This window comes from Rhizobium sp. CBN3 (assembly GCF_030518245.1).
Classification (GTDB): Bacteria; Pseudomonadota; Alphaproteobacteria; order Rhizobiales; family Rhizobiaceae; genus Rhizobium; species Rhizobium aethiopicum_A.
Genome location: NZ_JAULSE010000015.1, coordinates 74,108 through 91,533 on the forward strand (window position 1 = coordinate 74,108; position 17,426 = coordinate 91,533).

At 61.6% G+C, this 17,426-nt stretch carries 16 protein-coding genes and 1 other RNA gene; 13 read left to right on the top strand and 4 right to left on the bottom strand.

What is annotated here, in order from left to right; translation table 11 throughout:
* Nucleotides 1-39 precede the first annotated feature (39 nt).
* A complete protein-coding gene (locus QWJ46_RS21645) occupies nt 40-189 on the bottom strand; it encodes a hypothetical protein (RefSeq protein ID WP_184459255.1) in 150 nt (49 codons plus the stop codon).
* On the opposite strand from QWJ46_RS21645, the gene QWJ46_RS21650 reads away from it, so the two are divergent.
* Complete coding sequence (locus QWJ46_RS21650; protein WP_302753763.1) at nt 188-1,609, top strand: serine hydrolase; 1,422 nt, start codon at nt 188-190, stop codon at nt 1,607-1,609. The genes QWJ46_RS21645 and QWJ46_RS21650 overlap by 2 nt on opposite strands.
* Nucleotides 1,610-1,653: 44 nt before the next feature.
* Here QWJ46_RS21650 and QWJ46_RS21655 read toward each other — a convergent pair whose 3' ends face one another.
* The 3 genes from QWJ46_RS21655 to QWJ46_RS21665 all read right to left on the bottom strand — a co-directional run bounded on the left by QWJ46_RS21655 (nt 1,654) and on the right by QWJ46_RS21665 (nt 4,646).
* On the bottom strand, nt 1,654-2,595 hold the full coding sequence (locus tag QWJ46_RS21655; RefSeq protein ID WP_184459253.1) for a lytic transglycosylase domain-containing protein: 942 nt from the start codon (nt 2,593-2,595) through the stop codon (nt 1,654-1,656).
* 145 nt (nt 2,596-2,740) lie between these two features.
* Nucleotides 2,741-3,376, bottom strand: a complete 636-nt coding sequence (locus QWJ46_RS21660; protein ID WP_184459252.1) for a LysE family translocator — start codon at nt 3,374-3,376, stop codon at nt 2,741-2,743.
* Between the two features lie 58 nt (nt 3,377-3,434).
* Nucleotides 3,435-4,646: a pyrophosphate--fructose-6-phosphate 1-phosphotransferase gene (locus QWJ46_RS21665; protein WP_302753766.1), complete on the bottom strand. Its 1,212-nt coding sequence runs from the start codon at nt 4,644-4,646 to the stop codon at nt 3,435-3,437.
* A gap of 390 nt (nt 4,647-5,036) precedes the next feature.
* Here QWJ46_RS21665 and QWJ46_RS21670 point away from each other — a divergent pair, with 390 nt between their 5' ends.
* The 12 genes from QWJ46_RS21670 to QWJ46_RS21725 all read left to right on the top strand — a co-directional run bounded on the left by QWJ46_RS21670 (nt 5,037) and on the right by QWJ46_RS21725 (nt 17,416).
* Entirely contained in the window at nt 5,037-5,744 is a 708-nt protein-coding gene (locus QWJ46_RS21670) for a DnaJ family molecular chaperone (RefSeq protein WP_184459250.1), read from the top strand.
* Nucleotides 5,741-6,502: an N-acetylmuramoyl-L-alanine amidase gene (locus QWJ46_RS21675; RefSeq protein WP_184459249.1), complete on the top strand. Its 762-nt coding sequence runs from the start codon at nt 5,741-5,743 to the stop codon at nt 6,500-6,502. The genes QWJ46_RS21670 and QWJ46_RS21675 overlap by 4 nt, the downstream gene beginning before the upstream one ends.
* A gap of 261 nt (nt 6,503-6,763) precedes the next feature.
* The gene (locus QWJ46_RS21680) at nt 6,764-7,387 is read left to right on the top strand and encodes a lytic transglycosylase domain-containing protein (RefSeq protein WP_302753768.1); all 624 of its coding nucleotides are present in this window, start codon (nt 6,764-6,766) and stop codon (nt 7,385-7,387) included.
* A gap of 116 nt (nt 7,388-7,503) precedes the next feature.
* On the top strand, nt 7,504-8,691 hold the full coding sequence (locus QWJ46_RS21685) for an FAD-binding oxidoreductase (RefSeq protein WP_184459247.1): 1,188 nt from the start codon (nt 7,504-7,506) through the stop codon (nt 8,689-8,691).
* Between the two features lie 10 nt (nt 8,692-8,701).
* Nucleotides 8,702-9,877: an FAD-binding oxidoreductase gene (locus tag QWJ46_RS21690; protein ID WP_302753771.1), complete on the top strand. Its 1,176-nt coding sequence runs from the start codon at nt 8,702-8,704 to the stop codon at nt 9,875-9,877.
* A 56-nt stretch (nt 9,878-9,933) separates the two neighbouring features.
* Nucleotides 9,934-10,331, top strand: an RNA gene (gene rnpB / locus QWJ46_RS21695) — RNase P RNA component class A.
* A gap of 412 nt (nt 10,332-10,743) precedes the next feature.
* Nucleotides 10,744-11,181 carry a division/cell wall cluster transcriptional repressor MraZ gene (gene mraZ, locus QWJ46_RS21700; protein WP_302753772.1) on the top strand — a complete coding sequence of 146 codons (438 nt, stop codon included), beginning with the start codon at nt 10,744-10,746 and terminating at the stop codon, nt 11,179-11,181.
* Between the two features lie 17 nt (nt 11,182-11,198).
* Nucleotides 11,199-12,224 (top strand): 16S rRNA (cytosine(1402)-N(4))-methyltransferase RsmH, encoded by a 1,026-nt coding sequence (gene rsmH, locus QWJ46_RS21705; protein WP_302753773.1) that lies wholly within the window; start codon nt 11,199-11,201, stop codon nt 12,222-12,224.
* A 1-nt stretch (nt 12,225) separates the two neighbouring features.
* On the top strand, nt 12,226-12,696 hold the full coding sequence (locus QWJ46_RS21710) for a hypothetical protein (protein ID WP_184459243.1): 471 nt from the start codon (nt 12,226-12,228) through the stop codon (nt 12,694-12,696).
* A complete protein-coding gene (locus tag QWJ46_RS21715; protein ID WP_302753775.1) occupies nt 12,696-14,453 on the top strand; it encodes a penicillin-binding protein 2 in 1,758 nt (585 codons plus the stop codon). Before QWJ46_RS21710 ends, QWJ46_RS21715 begins: the two co-directional genes overlap by 1 nt.
* Before the next feature lie 6 nt (nt 14,454-14,459).
* Nucleotides 14,460-15,980 carry a UDP-N-acetylmuramoyl-L-alanyl-D-glutamate--2,6-diaminopimelate ligase gene (locus QWJ46_RS21720; RefSeq protein ID WP_302753776.1) on the top strand — a complete coding sequence of 507 codons (1,521 nt, stop codon included), beginning with the start codon at nt 14,460-14,462 and terminating at the stop codon, nt 15,978-15,980.
* The gene (locus QWJ46_RS21725) at nt 15,977-17,416 is read left to right on the top strand and encodes a UDP-N-acetylmuramoylalanyl-D-glutamyl-2,6-diaminopimelate--D-alanyl-D-alanine ligase (protein WP_302753778.1); all 1,440 of its coding nucleotides are present in this window, start codon (nt 15,977-15,979) and stop codon (nt 17,414-17,416) included. Before QWJ46_RS21720 ends, QWJ46_RS21725 begins: the two co-directional genes overlap by 4 nt.
* The last annotated feature ends 10 nt before the right edge of the window (nt 17,417-17,426 follow it).

The window sequence follows — 17,426 nt, forward strand, 5'->3', positions numbered from 1 at the left end:
GTCACCTTTTTAGCGTTCAGGGCGTGTAGCGCGCCACTGCTACAGTTTGATGACGCGGGCTGTGGGCCTGCGCCGTTCGAAAACATCGCCCTCCTCGGAAAGTGATCGGGTGACGGAATATTCTTCGCGCCGCGCCCTTTCCGGCAGACGGAATTCCTGCTTCTCTCCGGGCATTCGGAGGAATGCCATGCGATTTGTCCTGCGTATCCTGAAGGCGCTTGCTCTCCTTGTCGTTCTCATCGTCGTTGCCGGCGCTGCCTGGCTGTTCGTCCGGCCGCCGGAGCTTCTGCGCGTCGGCGACGGCTATGCCGCCAAGATCGTCTGCTCCAATGTCTTCATTGCCGGACGGAACGCCGAAGACGTGCTGACGGATGACGTGCAGGCGCCGGGAAATCCGCTGCTGCGGCTCGTGCGCGTCAGCGTCGACCGCGACAACAACCGTGTGACCGCGCGCTTCCTGGGGCTGTTTGCTTCGAGTTACGCGCTCTACCGCGGCGCTTTCGGCTGCACGAGCGTGCCCGACGGCAATTTCGAGGCGGCGGCGAATGCCGCAGCTTTCGACGCGCCGGCAAGAATGGAGGCGAACGCGGCGTTGTGGCCGGAAGGCGAGGGTGTCGGCGGTCGGGACGAAAAGATCGCTGCGGTGCTTAACGATACAGGGCTTGCCGGCCCGGCCATGCGGGGAATCGTGGTGGTGCGCGATGGCCGAATCGTCGCTGAAGCCTATGGTCCCGGATTTTCAGCGAAGACGCCGCTGATCGGCTGGTCGATGACGAAGACGGTGAATGCGGCCATCCTCGGCCGGCTGATGCTCGATGGCAAGATTTCCTTCGACGATGATCATCTGCTGGCGCAGTGGAAGGACGATCAGCGCGCCAGGATCAAGGTATCCGACTTGCTCGGTATGGAGAGCGGCCTGGCGTTCAACGAGGACTATGGCAACGTCGCTGACGTGACGCGCATGCTCTATCTCGACCCCGATATGGTGTCGTTGCCGGCCAATGCGCCGATGGAGGCGGCACCGGGTCAGCGCTTCCGCTATTCGAGCGGCACGGCGGTGCTCTTGTCGCGCATCTGGATGGACCGAGTCGGCAATGCGCTGGCAGCCTTCTCCTATCCGCACGACGCGCTCTTCTTGCCGCTCGGCATGACGAGTGCCGTCTTCGAACTCGACGCGCGCGGCACCTTTGTCGGAAGCTCCTATCTCTACGCGACGGCGCATGATTGGGCCCGCTTCGGACAGTTCCTGCTGCAGGATGGGGTGTGGAACGGCCAGCGGCTGTTGCCGGAGGGCTTCGTCGGCGCCATGCGCACGCCGACGGCTGCCTCGAACGGCCGGTATACGCAAGGTCAGGCCTGGCTCGCGCCCGGTGGCTCCAGCGCCGCGTTCGGGTTGCCAGAGGATACGTTCTGGCTCACGGGGCATGACGGGCAAAGCATGGCGATCGTGCCTTCCGCCAATCTGATCGTCGTCCGACTCGGCCTGACGCCGGGCTGGCTCGGCTATCAGCCCCAAACGCTTCTGAAGGCGATCCTGGCGGCGTCGCCGCAATCGGGAGCGCCGCAACAGCAGGCCGGATCACAACGGGAGGTTCAGCCGCAGCCGTAGGCTATGACCGCTGTTTCAATTGGTTGTTTCGGCAGCTGCCCGGTTCAGTAATTACCCTGGGCGACATCACTCATGCCCTTGCGCTTGGCGTCGTAGTAATAGCCGCGCGCATAGAGGCGGACGGCGTCGTCTTCCTTGTTGTCGGAGACGAGCCAGGCGCCGCGCAGGTATTTCGCGGCATATTTGATGTTGGTCTCTGCGTCGAAGAGGCCGCCCGGCGCACCGTCATAGCCCATGGATTTGGCGGTGTTGTATTTGATCTGCATGAGGCCGAAATAGCCGCGCTTGTTGTAAGCTTTCGGATTGTAGCGGCTTTCGCGATGGACGATGCGGTGGAGCAGCGTCTCGGGAATCTCATAGATCTTCGAATATTTCTGGATGAGCTTGGTGACGAAGCTCTTCTCGACGGTCGGCGCATCGTCCCTATCGTCGTCGCTGAACATCGGGGGAGCCGTCGGCGGATCGATCGGTCCGGATTCGTCGAAGCCGTAGTCCATGGAGCGCGGCGTGGTGTCGACTGCGGCAAGTGCTGCAAGCGCGCTGTTCTGCGGCGTGGCGGCGAAGGCAAGCTGCGTTGCCGGCTGTGACGGCGTTCCCGGGCGCGGCGTCGGCACGACGGACTGGATCGCTGTCATCTCGGGCGTCAGCGGGATCTGCGCATAGGCTGCCGGCTGTATGCCTGCCTGCATGGTCAGATCGGCGGGCTGGGAGCCCGGCGCAGTCGGCATCGCCGTTGCGGTGAGTGACGGAGCTGCCTGGGGAAGGACGGCACCGGCGATTGCCTGGCCGGCAGCACCTTCCGCTGTCGGGACCGCGGCGAGCATCGCGTCTTCGCCCGGCTTCGGCGTCGGAACCACGGTCTGAGCAGCTGTCAGTTCGGCCTGAGAGGTATATTCGACGCTCGTGCAGCCAGTGATCACGCCGCAGCAGAGCACCGTTGAAACGGCAAGACCGCGTTTCAGGCCGGACAATCCGATCGCCACCATTCCGTCACTTTCGTGAAATCGCGCCGCCCCGGCAGCGTTATAAAAGTTACTAAAAAGCTTAAACCCGATGACCCCATTAACCTATTCGTTGCAATCCGGCAACCACGGAATATTTCTAAGCTGCAATAGCGCGATAACCGGATTTTTAAGCCGCAATACGGCGATACCCAGCGGTGACGGCGCCTGCGGCGATCAGCAGGGTGCCGCCGGTCCGGTTGACGGCGCGCTGGACGCTCGCCTTGCGAATCAGTCCGCGAGCGGAATGGGCGAGAAAAGCATAGGTGGCGGCGTTGAGGATCGCCAGCACGAGGAAGGTCGCTTCCATGATCGCCATCTGCCCGAAGAAGGGCAGGGCCGGGTTGAGGAACTGCGGCACGAAGGCGACGAAGAAGACGATACTCTTGGGGTTGAGGGCGGTGACGACATAGGCGTGGAGGAAGATCTTAAGCGACTTTTCCTCCGGCAGATTGTCGTTGTCGGCGACCGGCTCGCCAATCACCGGAGCGCGCCAGAGCTTGATTCCCAGCCATATCAGGTAGGCGCCGCCGATCCACTTCAAAAGGGTGAAGAGGGCGGCGGAGGTGGCGAGCACCGCGCCGAGACCGAAGAGGGACGCGGTCATGGCGGTGAAGTCGCCAAGCGCCACGCCGCTCACCGTCGCAAAGGCCGTCCGGCGGCCATGACCGAGCGCATAGGAAACGACGAGCAGTATCGTCGGTCCCGGTATGGCCAGCATGATGGCGGATGCGGCAGCAAAAGCGAGCCAGGCTTCAAGCGACATGGAATCTCCTCCTATTCCGTCGGGAACAAGCAAAGACACCATATTAACCGTCCGTCAATCATGCTTCTTTGTATTTCTGCCCTATATTGTCCATGACTTCGGCAAACCATGCCGTCGACAGGTCAAAAGCTTTGCCACCTTTGATGCGGGGAAATTCTATAGTGCGCAACTTACCGTTCTGCGCTTCGTCGTGACCGGTGACGCCGGAGACCTTATTGAGCGCGCTTTCGACGGCGAGATCGACCATGCTCTGGATCAGCCTGAGGTCGTCGCCGTTGGCCGGGGCCGAGCGAGCGAAATAGCCCGATTTCTGCACCAGCGAGCGCTCGGCGTTCAGCAGGTTGGCGAACTGCTTCTGGAACCAGGCGCCGACATTGATCGTGTCGATCTTCACGTGGCCGAAAGCGTCACGCTTGACGGTCTCACCGGCAGCTTCACGCTCGGCGACGATGGCGTCGAGGCATGCGCCTTCCGAGACGAAGACGGTGGCGTGGCCGGTACGGTCCATGATGTCCTTCAGGCGGGCGGCCTCGGCGTCGAGGTCGAAGGCCATTTCGGGCAGATAGACGGCGTCGATGCTCTTCAGGTGCGCGTCCATCATCAGGCCATCGACATACTGGTTGCGGCTGGTGCGCTGAAGATAGGCGCGGGCGGTGGCCGCCGTCAGCCAGCCGCAATGACGACCCATCACCTCGTGGATGACGAGCGTGCGCGGTGCGGCCGTCTGCTCGTTGCTGACATTGTCGAAGAAATGCGCGCCGACTTCGGCGGCCGTCCAGGCGCCGAGCGACTGGCGGATGGGGACGACATCGTTGTCGACCGTCTTCGGCAGGCCGACGACGGTCAGGTCGTAGCCGTTGGCGGCGAGGTAGGCGGCAAGGTCGGCGGCGGTGGTATTGGTGTCGTCGCCCCCGATCGTGTGGAGAATGGTAATGCCGTCATCGGCAAGACGTTCGGCGGCAACCCTCAGCGGGTTGTCGCCTTCCTTGACAAGGCCGCGCTTGACGCAGTCGGCGGCATTGGTGAGCTTGACGCGGCTGTTGCCGATCGGTGAGCCGCCATAGCGATGCAGCAGCGGCGCCTTCTCGCGCATGTCGCGGGTGATCTCGATGCGATCGCCGAGCAGCACGCCCTGATAGCCGGACTTATATGCGATGATGTCGATCTCGGGGGCGACGTCGCTGTAGCGTTCGATGAGGCCGCCAACGGCGGAGGAAAGACAGGGCGCCAGGCCTCCGGCGGTCAGCATTGCGACTTTCTGTTTGGCCATGGATCCCTCCTGCGATGTTTCTGTGGGCGGCGTTAGCTAGCGCATGGATGCGGCAGGGAAAGGGCTCTGTAAAGTAAAGAATTTACGAAAGAAGCGGCTTTTTGCCGGGTTCAACGGCGAAGGCGGCGCGAAGTATCGATATAATCGTTTCAAGCCCGCGTTGGTTGTCTGGAGCTGTTTGTGGAAATCGGCGGTTAAGCATCGAGTGAGATGGTGCGAGCACTCTCTTACGGCCGATCCGGCGAAAGCGACCGACCGCTTGCTGCGGTGCAATAATTACCGAATTGTGAAAACTGTTTTCGATCCTACGACCAATCGTCGCCTTGCAAAGGCTCAGATTCTTTGGTCAAGCTGATTGCTCATACTTGACAAGCGTGCGAGAGATTTTCGATGTCCTTCTGGGAAAAACTGTTGAATGCCATTGGCAATACCGCGGGCAATGCGCTTTCCGCGGTCGTCGAGGCGATCCGAACGGTTTTCGAAGGCGATCCCGAAACCCGGCGCAAAGTGGCGTTCTCCGTGGCAATCATCGCGCTTTCGGCCAAGATGGCCAAGGCCGATGGCATCGTCAGCGAGAGGGAGGTCGAGGCCTTCCGGGAAATCTTCGAATTTCCCGAGGACCAGGCCAAGAATGTCGCCAGACTTTATAACCTCGCGCGTCAGGATGTTGCCGGCTATGAGGCCTACGCCGAGCGGCTCTCCACGCTCTGCACCACCTGCGCGGCCAATTGCACGGTGCTGGAAGACGTGCTCGACGGCCTCTTCCATATCGCCAAGGCCGACGGGCTGATCCATGAGAAGGAACTGAATTTCCTGCGCCACATCGCCGAAATCTTTGAAATGAGCGAGACACGTTTCGACCAGATCGCCGCTCGCCACGTCTCGTCTGGCGGCGATCCCTACAAGGTGCTCGGCGTGTCGCCTTCCGATGATTTTCCGACGATCCGCCGCCGTTACCGCGGCCTGGTCAGCGAACATCATCCCGATCGACTGATCTCGCGTGGGGTGCCGAAGGAGTTTCACTTGATCGCCAATGAGCGCATGGCGGCGCTGAACGCCGCCTATGCGGCGATCGAGAAGGAACGCCGCGCCGCATGACCTCTTTCGAGGCCGATTATCGAGGCGCTTGCGTGCGGCCGTCGCCCAACCACGGCGAGCGGGCGGACGGGCGGCGTCCCGACATGATCCTCCTGCATTATACCGGTATGCCGACGGCCGATGGCGCGCTCGACTGGCTCTGTCGGGAAGAGAGCCAGGTTTCCAGCCATTATTTCGTGCACGAGAATGGCGAGGTGATCCAGCTCGTGCCGGAGGCGCGGCGCGCCTGGCATGCGGGCAAAAGCAGCTGGCACGGCGAGAGCGATATCAATTCGCTGTCGATCGGGATCGAAATCGCCAATGCCGGCCATCCCGGCGGCCTTCCCGACTATCCGAAAGAACAGATCGCAGCAGTCATCGAATTGTGTCGCGACTGTGTCAAACGTTGGTCGATCGCGTCGGAAAGGGTGCTCGGGCATTCCGATGTCGCACCGATTCGCAAGGTCGATCCGGGCGAGAAATTCCCCTGGGCCGAGCTTCATCGGGCGGGTGTGGGCCATTGGGTCGAGCCGGCGATGATCACCGGTGGGCGTTTCTTTCAGCGCGGGGACGCCGGCCAGCCGGTGGAAGCGCTGCAGTCGATGCTGTCGCTTTATGGTTACAGTACTGAAATTACGGGGAAATTCTCCGAAAAGACGGCCGGCGATGTGGAAGCCTTCCAGCGCCATTTCCGGCCGGAACGGGTGGACGGGATCGCCGATTTCTCGACGATCGACACGCTGCACCGGCTGCTGTCGGCGTTGCCGCGTTACTCCTGATTCTCGGCAATTACTCAAACGCCGAATTTCGCATTGCAGCGCGAAATTCGGCCTGCCACATCATTTCCCTATTATCTCCTCATTACGATGGTCTAAGAACGTCCGCCAAGCGGTGCTCGGGGTTGTTTTCGGGTTAAACTACGGGCGATATGTGAAACGATAAGAATTACCGTGAATCCCGATCGGTCATTGATCTGGTATTCATTATGACAGCGAGGCGCGCCGTCCGGAAATTCTTTGGGTCGGAGTGTTCAAGACTACATGAGAAAACTGATTGTTGTTGCTGCAACATGCGTTGGCATGGTGCTGGCGGGAAATAGCTTTGCGCTTGCGAATGATTGGGGTGTGCGAGCCGATGCGCCGGTGAAGAAAGTCGAGCGTCCTTCGAAGAAGGTAGAGCGTCCGTTGAAGAAAGCGGAACGTTCGGTCAAGCCGGCGAAGCGTCCGCTCAAGACGGCGGAACGCCCGCTGAAGACGGTCGAGCGCCAGAGCGGTTATTCCGTCGCCAATGTTGCCGGCGATTCCTATTCCGCGCTGATCAGCAAATATGCGAACCAATATGCTGTACCAGTTGCGCTTGCGACCGCGGTCATCCGCGTCGAAAGCAATTTCAATCCGAATGCACGCGGCAGCCACGGTGAAATCGGCCTGATGCAGATAAAGCCTGCAACGGCCCGCATGATGGGTTATTCCGGCAGCGCCAAGGGCCTGTTCGATCCGGAAACCAACATCAAGTACGGCATGAAATATCTGGCTGCTGCCCATGATCTCGGTGGTGGAGAGACCTGCAACACCATCCTCAAGTATAATGCCGGCCACGGCGCAACGCGCATGAACCCGGTTTCGAAGACCTATTGCGGTAAGGTCCTGGCAATGCTCGACTGAGCCGCCGAGCGGACCGGAGGAAAATCCTCCGCCGCTGTTTTTGCGATATGAATCGGGATGCGCGCCATGATATCCCACCTCGAAACGAGGTGGGCCACCTCGAGATGGGGTGAGATATGGCAGTCGATTTCAGGTTCATCGTCATCGGGCGCGGCATGATGGGGACGGCGGCGGCACGGCACCTCTCCTCCATGGCCGACGGCATCGCGCTGATCGGCCCGCCGGAGCCCGAGGAGCGTAAGGCTCATCGCGGCGTCTTTGCCAGCCACTATGACGAAGCGCGCATTACCCGCACCTTCGACGGCAATCTTGCCTGGGGAACCTTCGCTGCGCGGGCGCTCGGCCGCTACCGCGACATTGAGGCGAAGAGCGGCATTTCCTTCTTTTCGGAAGTCGGCTGCCTTTTCGCCGGGCCGGCGCCTAGGGATGAGCAGGATTTTCTTCTGAGGGCGCTGGCCGTCAGCCGAACGCTCGGTAGCGATATCGAGACCGTCGCGCCGGCGGAACTCAGGCAGCGTTTTCCCTATCTTAACGTCGCCCCCGACTTCAGCGGATATTTCGAGAGCAATCGTGCCGGGCACATCAATCCGCGGGCGCTGGTGCGCGCGCAAGCCAAGCTCGCCGAACAGGGCGGCGTCTCGCTGATCGAAGCGACCGTGACATCGGTGCGCGACGCGGGCTCCCATGTCGAGGTGACAGCTGGCGACAGAAGCTACAGTGCCGAGGGCGTGCTGGTCGCGGCTGGCGCTTTCAGCAATTTCCATGCTTTGCTGCCGCGTCGCGTCGATCTGAGAGTCATGGCGCGTACCGTTGTCTTCTACGAGATCGGCGAGCGCGAGATGACGATTTTCGGCGACATGCCGTCGACCATTGTGCTCGGCGACCGAGAGGAGGATCACATCTATATTCTGCCGCCGGTGCGTTATCCCGATGGCAAGACCTATCTGAAGCTCGGCGGCGATACCGAGGCGCTTTCCTTCAGCCGGCTGGAAGAGGCCGCCACGTGGTTCCGTTCCGACGGCAGTGTGGCCGAGCGCGATCATCTCTCGCGCATCGCCCTGCAACTGATGCCGGAGCTTGCCGGCTGCCCGGTCACGTCGGCTCCGTGTGTGGCGAATTTCACCCCGACCGGTTATCCCTATGTCGGCTTCACGCAGTCGCCGCGGATTGCGGTGCTGACCGGCGGCAATTTCGTCGCGGCCAAATCCTCCGACGAACTCGGGCGTCTTGGCGCCGTGCTTCTTAAGGAAGGGCGGCTCGGGGACGAGGACTTCGGCCGCGAATTGGCGCCCGTCTTCGCTTGAGAGGAATATCATGGCAGTCGATTTCAAATATATCGTCGTCGGCCGCGGGCTGATGGGAGCCGCTGCCGCGCGGCATCTGGCGCGGCAGACGGATGGTGTCGCGGTGATCGGCCCGGACGAGCCTGATGATCGCAAGGCGCATGAAGGCGTTTTCGCCAGCCATTACGACGAGGGGCGCATTACCCGCACCATCGATCCCGACCGCAACTGGGCGCTGCTCGCCAATCGTTCGATCGGTCGCTACGGCGAGATCGCGAACGAGAGCGGCATCGACTTCTATCGGGAGGCCGGCTGCGTCGTCGTCGCGCCTGATGGGAGCGATTATCTCGAAAGGACTCGGCAGGCCGCCGTTTCGCTCGGCGTCGAGACCAGGCTTCTGGACGCCGGCGGATTGAAGACCGCATTTCCCTTCTTTGCCTTTCCCGCCCGCAGTGCAGGTGTGTTCGAAGCGAGGGGCGCCGGACATATCAGTCCGCGTAAACTGGTCAAGGCACAATCTATGCTGGCAGAAAGGGCAGGTGCGACTGTCATCCGGGATCATGTGGTCTCTATCCGCGAGGGGGGCGGGCTGGCGAGCGTCAAGACTGCCGGGGGCCTCACCTATCGCAGTGAAAAGGTGCTGCTGGCGGCGGGCGGATTTTCCATTGCCGAGAATCTGTTGCCACGGCCTGTTGCCATGACGGTTTATGGCCGGACCGTAACGCTGTTCGAGGTCGGCGAGGCTGATGCGCTCCGCCTTGCGGCGATGCCGTCGCTCATTCTCGACGTGCCCGGCATCCACATCTATCTGCTGCCGCCGATCCGTTATCCCGATGGCAAATTCTACCTGAAGATCGGCGGCGATCCCGACGATCTGATCTTACACAACGACATCGAGATGCGAGCCTGGTTCAGGACCGAAGGGCGCGAGAGCGTGCGCTCGCATCTCCAGCGCATCGTCGCCGACCTCGTGCCCGATATGACGCCGCTGTCGATTTCGACGGCCGCCTGCGTCGTCTCGTTTACGGAAAGCAGCTATCCGATGGTCGGCTATACCTCTTCGCCCGGGATCGCGGTGCTGACGGGCTGCGCCGGCACCTCGGCCAAGAGTTCGGACGAAATCGGCAGGCTCGGCGCGGAGCTGCTTTTGTCGGGCAGAATCAGCGAACAGGGCTACTCCACGGATTTCACACCTAATTTCCGTTAAGGCTGCCCCCTATATTTCAGTAGCAATTACGGGCTCTCTCGTTTATGGGAGCCCTGCCAGTTGGCCGGGCAGCCGCGCTTTACCAATGCCGAAAGGCGGTAAGGTGAGGAAAGTCCGGGCTCCACGGAAACACGGTGCCGGATAACGTCCGGCGAGGGCGACCTCAGGGAAAGTGCCACAGAAAGCAAACCGCCTGTCATAACAGGTAAGGGTGAAAGGGTGGGGTAAGAGCCCACCGCATCTCCGGCAACGGATATGGCACGGTAAACCCCACCGGGAGCAAGACCGAATAGGGATGACGCGGCGGGCCGAAAGGCTCTCCGGCCGGTTTCCAGGCCAGTCGTCCGGGTGGGTTGCGTGAGGCAGCGTGCGAGCGCTGTCCCAGAGGAATGGCTGCCACGTTCCGGTTCACGCCGGAGCCATACAGAACCCGGCTTACAGGCCAACTGGCGATTAACATCCGTGCTGCGGCAGGGCCGGGATTTTCACCCTAAGCCGCTGAAACCAACTGTTTTCAAGCTGATATTCATGCATTTTATGGCTGTTTTTTTGTGACGCGCGACCAACGCGCGTCATGCCGAAAATGGCGCCGCTAACCCTTTGTTAAACTTAACAGCTTATAAATGTTTGATCATGCGTCCGTTGCAAAATGGGCGTATCCCATTGACGCCCATATGGTCCCATGCTATCCCAAATGCGCACTGCATCAGGGCAATCATTTGCCCATTCATCGCAAAGCAAAGGCGTCTTCCTTTCCGGAAGCGTCGGGTGGGATTTGGCTCATCCGGCTTGCGAAGCTGTGCCTGATATTGGGACTTTCGGGCGTCTTTTTGTCCGGCTCCCTGCGGGAACGGATGTTTCGAGTCATGAGCCGCTTCCTTTCGAACGCGACCAACAGGATCGATGCCAAGGGCAGGGTTTCCGTGCCTTCGGCATTCCGTTCCGTGCTGGCGCAGCGCAACGTCCAGGAGCTTTACTGTTTCCAGGACTTTGTGTTTCCGGCGATCAGCGTCGGCGGCCCGGATCTTCTCGAAAGATTCGAGCGGCAGATTGCTGCGGAAGATCCGTTTTCGCCGGATGCGAACGCGATGTCGCTTCTGATCCACGGAGGCGGGGTCTTCATGAAGCTCGATGCCGAGGGGCGGCTGATGGTCACGGATTTCATCCGCGACTTTACCGGCGTCTCGGACGAAGTGACCTTCGTCGGTCGGGCGGATCATTTTCAGCTCTGGCAGCCGCAGGCATTCCTGGCTGCGCAGGCGCAGGCACGAGGGGAGCGCAAGCTGGCGGGCAAGCGTTCCTGAAGGAACGAGGGAACGGAATGGTGACGAATCCTGGCGGAGGTTCAACTGATGCCGGTGGCGGACCGGTTCGTCACATTCCTGTTCTTCTCAATGAAGTCCTCGTGGCGCTCTCGCCCGCGCCCGGCAAGCTCATTCTCGACGGTACATTCGGTGCGGGCGGTTATAGCGCAGCCATTCTTGCCGCCGGCGCCGAGGTGATCGCGCTCGATCGCGATCCCAGCGCAATTGCCGCAGGCCAGGCGATGGTTGCCGCTCATGCCGGTCGTCTCACGCTCATTCACGCGCAGTTCTCGAATCTTGCCGATCATGCGCCGCAGGGCGGGCTCGACGGCATCGTGCTCGATATCGGCGTCTCTTCCATGCAGATCGATGAGCCCGAGCGCGGCTTCTCCTTCCAGAAGAGCGGGCCGCTCGACATGCGCATGTCGGCAACAGGCGTTTCGGCCGCCGATGTCGTCAATCGCGCCAAAGTCGCGGATCTGATCCGCATCTTCCATTTTCTTGGCGAGGAAAGTCAGGCGCCGCGAATCGCACATGCGATCGAGAAGCGGCGCGAGGAAAAGCCCTTCGAAACGACGCGCGATCTTGCCGGTCTCATCGAGCTGGTCACCCCGCGCAAGATGAAGGACAAGATCCATCCCGCGACGCGCGTCTTCCAGGCCTTGCGCATTTTCGTCAATGACGAGCTAGGGGAGCTGGCGCAGGCGTTGTTTGCGGCGGAACGAGCTCTGAAGCCCGGCGGCCGGCTCGTCGTCGTGACCTTTCATTCGCTTGAAGACCGCATCGTCAAGAAATTCTTCTCCGACCGCGCCGGCAAGGCGACGGGCTCGCGGCACCTGCCGGCCGCACACGAGCGGGCGGCGACCTTCACGGCGATCGGCAAGCCGATGGTTTCGGCGAGCGAGGCGGAGGCTGAAGCCAATCCGCGCGCCCGCTCCGCCAAGCTGCGCGCTGGCCTGCGCACGGGCGCGGCCGCCGAGGCGGCGGATATGTCGCTCTTCGGGTTTCCCAATCTTGCCTCTCTCGGAAAGCTCGGAGGTTGATATGCTGAAGACGTTCGATCTCGTGCTCATCGGCGTCATGACGGCGACTGCCGCCGTCACCTACACGATCAAGCATCGCGCCGAATTGAAGCTTGAGGAGGTTCATCGCCTCGAAGCCGAGATCAAGCTCGAGAAGGACACGATCGATCTTCTCAAGGCCGATTGGGCGCTGCAATCGCAGCCGAACCGGCTGGAGCGGCTGGTCAATGCCTACAATGCGGAATTGCAGCTGCAGCCGACGGATTCGACGGCGCTCGTGCATGCGAAGGAGCTGCCGATGCTGAGATCCGAGGTTCCGGCACCCGACGTAACGGAGGCCAACGCCGGTCCCAAGGGTGCGACCATGGCCGGCGCCAAAGGCGCGACCGGCAAAGCACAGCCGGTGCCGATGTCTGCGCCACGCGGCATAGTACAGCAGCACGGTGTGGTGGCGGACGAGGCAGACGAGATCGAAACGGGGTCGGTGGAATAATGTCGTTTCTTTCCCGCATCATGGTCCTGAAGAGCCAGGCGCATTTCTCCGCCGGCGTCTATAACCGTTTCGGCGGGCCTTCCGCCGGCGTGGCCATCGAGGGGTCGCGCAAGAAGAAGACGGGGCAGGCAAAAAGCCGTGTAGGGCTGCTGATCCTTGGCTTCATGGGTGTCTATGTCGTCATCGGCGGTCGTCTGGTCGAATATGCCATGAAGGATCAGGAGGTCGTCTCCAGCATCCTGCCGCCCGACCGGCTGATGGCCTCGCGGCCCGACATTCTCGATCGCAATGGCGAGGTGCTGGCGACCGACATCCGCACGGTCTCGCTGTTTGCCGAGCCGAACAAGATCGTTGACGTTGATGAGGCGGTGGAGAAGCTTGCGACTGTTCTGCCGGAGCTCGACGTCAGGGACACCTACAAGAAGCTTTCGGTCAAGAGCTCGCATTTCGCCTGGCTGCGCCGGCAGCTGACGCCGAAGCAGCAGAGCCAGATCCTCGCGCTCGGCATTCCCGGTATCGGCTTTCGGCCGGAGAAGCGTCGCTTCTATCCCGGCGGCTCAACCGCGGCGCACATCCTCGGCTATGTCAACATCGACAATCGCGGCGTTGCCGGCATGGAGAAATTTATCGACGACCAGGGGCTCGCCGATCTCGCCTCGGTCGGCATGACGAGCGACCAGCCGCTGGAGCCGGTGCGGCTGTCGATCGACCTGCGCGTGCAGAACATCGTTCGCGACGCGGTCGTCAACGCCGTCAACAATTTCCAGTCCAAGGGGGCCGGCGCGGCTGTTATCGACGTGCACACCGGGGAAGTGCTCGGCATGGCATCGGCACCCGACTTCGATCCGAACAATCCGCAGGAGGGCGCCAAGGAAGGCTGGCTCAACCGGATGACGAACGGCACCTTCGAAATGGGGTCGACCTTCAAGACCTTCTCGCTGGCGATGGCGCTCGACAGCGGCAAGGTGAAGATGTCCGACACGTTCGACGCCAGCAAGCCGATCTATATCGGTGGCTTCACCATCCATGACTTTCACGGACAGCGCCGCTGGCTGACCGTTCCCGAAATCTTCCAGTATTCGTCGAATATCGGCACGGCGCGCGTCATAGACCTCGTGGGCATCGACGCGCAGAAGGATTATCTGACCAAATTCGGCCTGCTGACGAAGATGCAGACCGAACTGCCCGAAGTGAAGATGCCGAGCCAGCCGCGCGTCTGGAAGAAGATCAATTCGATCACGATTTCCTTCGGCCACGGCGTCTCGACGACCGCGCTGCAGACGGGCGTGGCGGCTGCCGCCCTTGTCAACGGCGGCAAGCTGATCGAGCCGACATTCCTGCCGCGCACCCGCGAACAGGCCGATCAGGTCTCCAAGCAGGTCCTCAAGAAATCGACCAGCGATGAGATCCGCTATCTTCTCGATTTCAACGGTTACAAGGGGTCGGGACGCGTCGCCCGTGTGCCGGGCTTTGCCGTCGGCAGCAAGACCGGTACGGCGGACAAGGTGGTGAACGGGCGTTATTCCGCGACGCTCAACTTCAACTCCTTTATCTCCGCCTTCCCGATCGATAATCCCCAATATGTCGTCATCACCTTCTGCGACGAGCCGAAAACAGGCGAAAAGCAGTATGGTGGAACGATCTCCGCCGGTACTGCCGGCCCGATCGCTCGTGAGATCATCCGCCGCGCGGCTCCCATTCTCGGCATCGAGCCGAAATTTGGGGAGGGCGGTTCGGCCTTGCTGGTGTCTTATTGAGTGTGAATGAATACCGACGCCGATTCGCGAGGGGTGAACCGGCTTCAAGAGAGAAAAGTGCGTTCGATGAAATTGCGAGACCTGGCCGGAGATCAGTTTCCGGAACTTGAAGCACAGCTCGAAGGCCCGGCAGGCTTGCTTGATATCTCAGGCCTGTCTTCGGATAGCCGCAAGGTGGAATCGGGCAACGCTTTTGTCGCGGTCGCCGGCACCAAGGCGAATGGCGCGGGCTTCATCGCGGATGCCGCCGGCCGTGGGGCCGCCGTCGCGATCACCTCCCAGGTTGTCGATGCTCCCATCCCGGTGCTTGCGGTCAAGGAGCCGCGCCGCTTTCTTTCCATCGCTGCCTCCCGTTTTTACGGCAGGCAGCCCGAGACCATGGTCGCCGTCACCGGCACGGCAGGCAAGACTTCCGTCGCCTCTTTCACCCGCCAGATCTGGGCACATGCCGGCCATGCAGCCGCGATGATCGGCACAACAGGTGTCGTTTCGCCGACGCGCAATGAATATGGCGCACTGACGACGCCGGATCCGGTATCGCTGCACAAACTGCTGGCGGAGCTCGCCGACGAGGGTGTTACGCATGCCTCGATGGAGGCTTCCAGCCACGGCCTCGATCAGTCCCGTCTCGACGGCGTCAGGCTCGCCGCCGCAGCCTTCACCAATCTCGGCCGCGACCACATGGATTATCATCCCACGATCGAAGACTATATGGCCGCCAAGATGCGGCTTTTCGATACGCTGCTGCCGAAGGGCTCGCCGGCGATCGTCTTCGCGGACGATCCGTGGTCGGCGCAGGCCATCAAGGCGGCTGCCGATGCCGGTCATGACGTCCGCACCGTCGGGCGCAAGGGACAATATCTCTCGCTGAAACGCGTCGAGCATTTCCGCCACAAGCAAACGGCGGAGATCCATATCGGCGATGAGATCTTCGAGGTGGACATTCCGCTGGCCGGCGATTTCCAGGTCGCCAACGCGCTGGTTGCGGCAGGACTTGCCATGTCCACGGGAGTCGAGCCGAAGGTCGCGATGGCGGCGCTCGAGAAACTGGTCGGCGCATCCGGCCGCCTCGAACTGGTCGGCCATACCAAAGATGGCGCACTCGCTTATGTCGATTATGCCCACAAGCCGGATGCGTTGGAAAATGTGCTGAATTCGGTGAGGCCCTTCACCACCGGCCGTGTCGTCGTCGTCTTCGGCTGCGGCGGCGACCGCGACCGCGGCAAGCGACCGATCATGGGCGAAATCGCCTGCCGCCTTGCCGATGTCGTCATCGTCACCGACGACAATCCGCGTTCGGAGGAGCCGGCTTCGATCCGGGCCGAGATCATGGCGGCAGCAGGTTGCGCCTCCGAGATCGGCGATCGCGCCACGGCGATCCGCGAGGCGGTCGGCATGCTGAAATCCGGCGATACGCTGATCGTTGCCGGCAAGGGGCACGAGGAAGGGCAGACGATCGGGAGTGTCACACTGCCGTTCTCCGACCACGCGGAGGTGCGCAAGGCCTTGGAGGAACTAAAATCTTGAGCTGGCTCTGGACGACCGAAGACATGATCGCAGCGATGGCGGGGCGCCCTTTCGGCACTTTGCCCGAAGGGATCACCGGCATTTCCATCGACAGCCGCTCGATTACATCAGGCGAGGCGTTCTTTGCGATCAAGGGTGACCGCGTCGATGGTCACGACTATGCGTCGATGGCGATAGCGAACGGCGCCTCGCTTCTCGTCGTCAGCGAAGCGAGGCTTCCCGCCCTCGGCCGCCTGACGGTACCGATGATCGTCGTCGACGATGTGCTGGCGGCACTCGGGCGTCTGGGGCAGGCTTCCCGCGAGCGCTCGCGGGCTAAGATCATCGCCGTCACTGGTTCTGTCGGCAAGACGACCACCAAGGAGATGCTGCGGCATGTGCTGTCGCCGTCGGGCAAGGTGCATGCCTCCGTCGCCTCCTTCAACAACCATTGGGGCGTGCCGCTGACGCTGGCGCGGATGCATGATGATACCGATTACGGCGTCTACGAAGTCGGAATGAACCATCCGGGTGAGATCCGGCCGCTGGTGGCGATGATCCGCCCCGATGTTGCGGTCATCACGACGATCGCGCCGGCCCATCTCGGCAATTTCAAGAGCATCAAGGAGATTGCTGCCGCCAAAGCGGAGATCTTCGAGGGGCTCGAGCCCGGCGGCCACGTCGTGCTCAACCGCGACAATGACCAGTTCAATTTCCTCGATCGAACGGCGCAGTCGCTCGGCATCGAGCATATTCATTCCTTCGGCCAACATGCCAAGGCGGAATTCCGGCTAGCGGAATTCAACGGCGCGGACGAGAATTCGACGTTGTGGCTGACGATCGGCGGCGAGACGCTGGAGGTCGCGATCGGTGCGCCGGGCCGCCATATCGCCGAGAATGCTCTCGCGGCGCTCGGCGTTGTCAAGATCGTCGGCGCCGACATGGAAAAGGCGATCGATGCACTTGCGACGCTGAAGCCGGAAAAGGGCAGGGGCAAACGCCACCGGCTGTCGATCGGCGGCGGTAATAGCAGATTCACGCTGATCGACGAGAGTTACAATGCCAATCCCGCTTCGATGCGCGCGGCGATCGCACTGCTGGCGGCCTCCGAGCCGACCGGGCGCGGACGCCGTATCGCCGTGCTCGGAGACATGCTCGAGATGGGCGAGTATGCCGGGAAGGTCCACACCGATCTCGCCGGGCCGCTGCTTGCGGCCGGCATCGAACATGTCTGGCTCGCAGGCGCCGAAATGGCTGCGCTGAAGGAATCACTGCCGGAAAGCGTCCACGTACAGTACCGCGAAAAGACGGATGAACTGACGGACTATGTATTGAATTCGGTCGCACCGGGCGACGTGTTGATGGTGAAATCGTCTCTGGGCATCGGTTTCGGCAAGATCGTCGCCGCGCTTCTTGACAAGTTCCCGGCATTTTCCGACACGCAACGCGAACTTTGACCGGGTAACA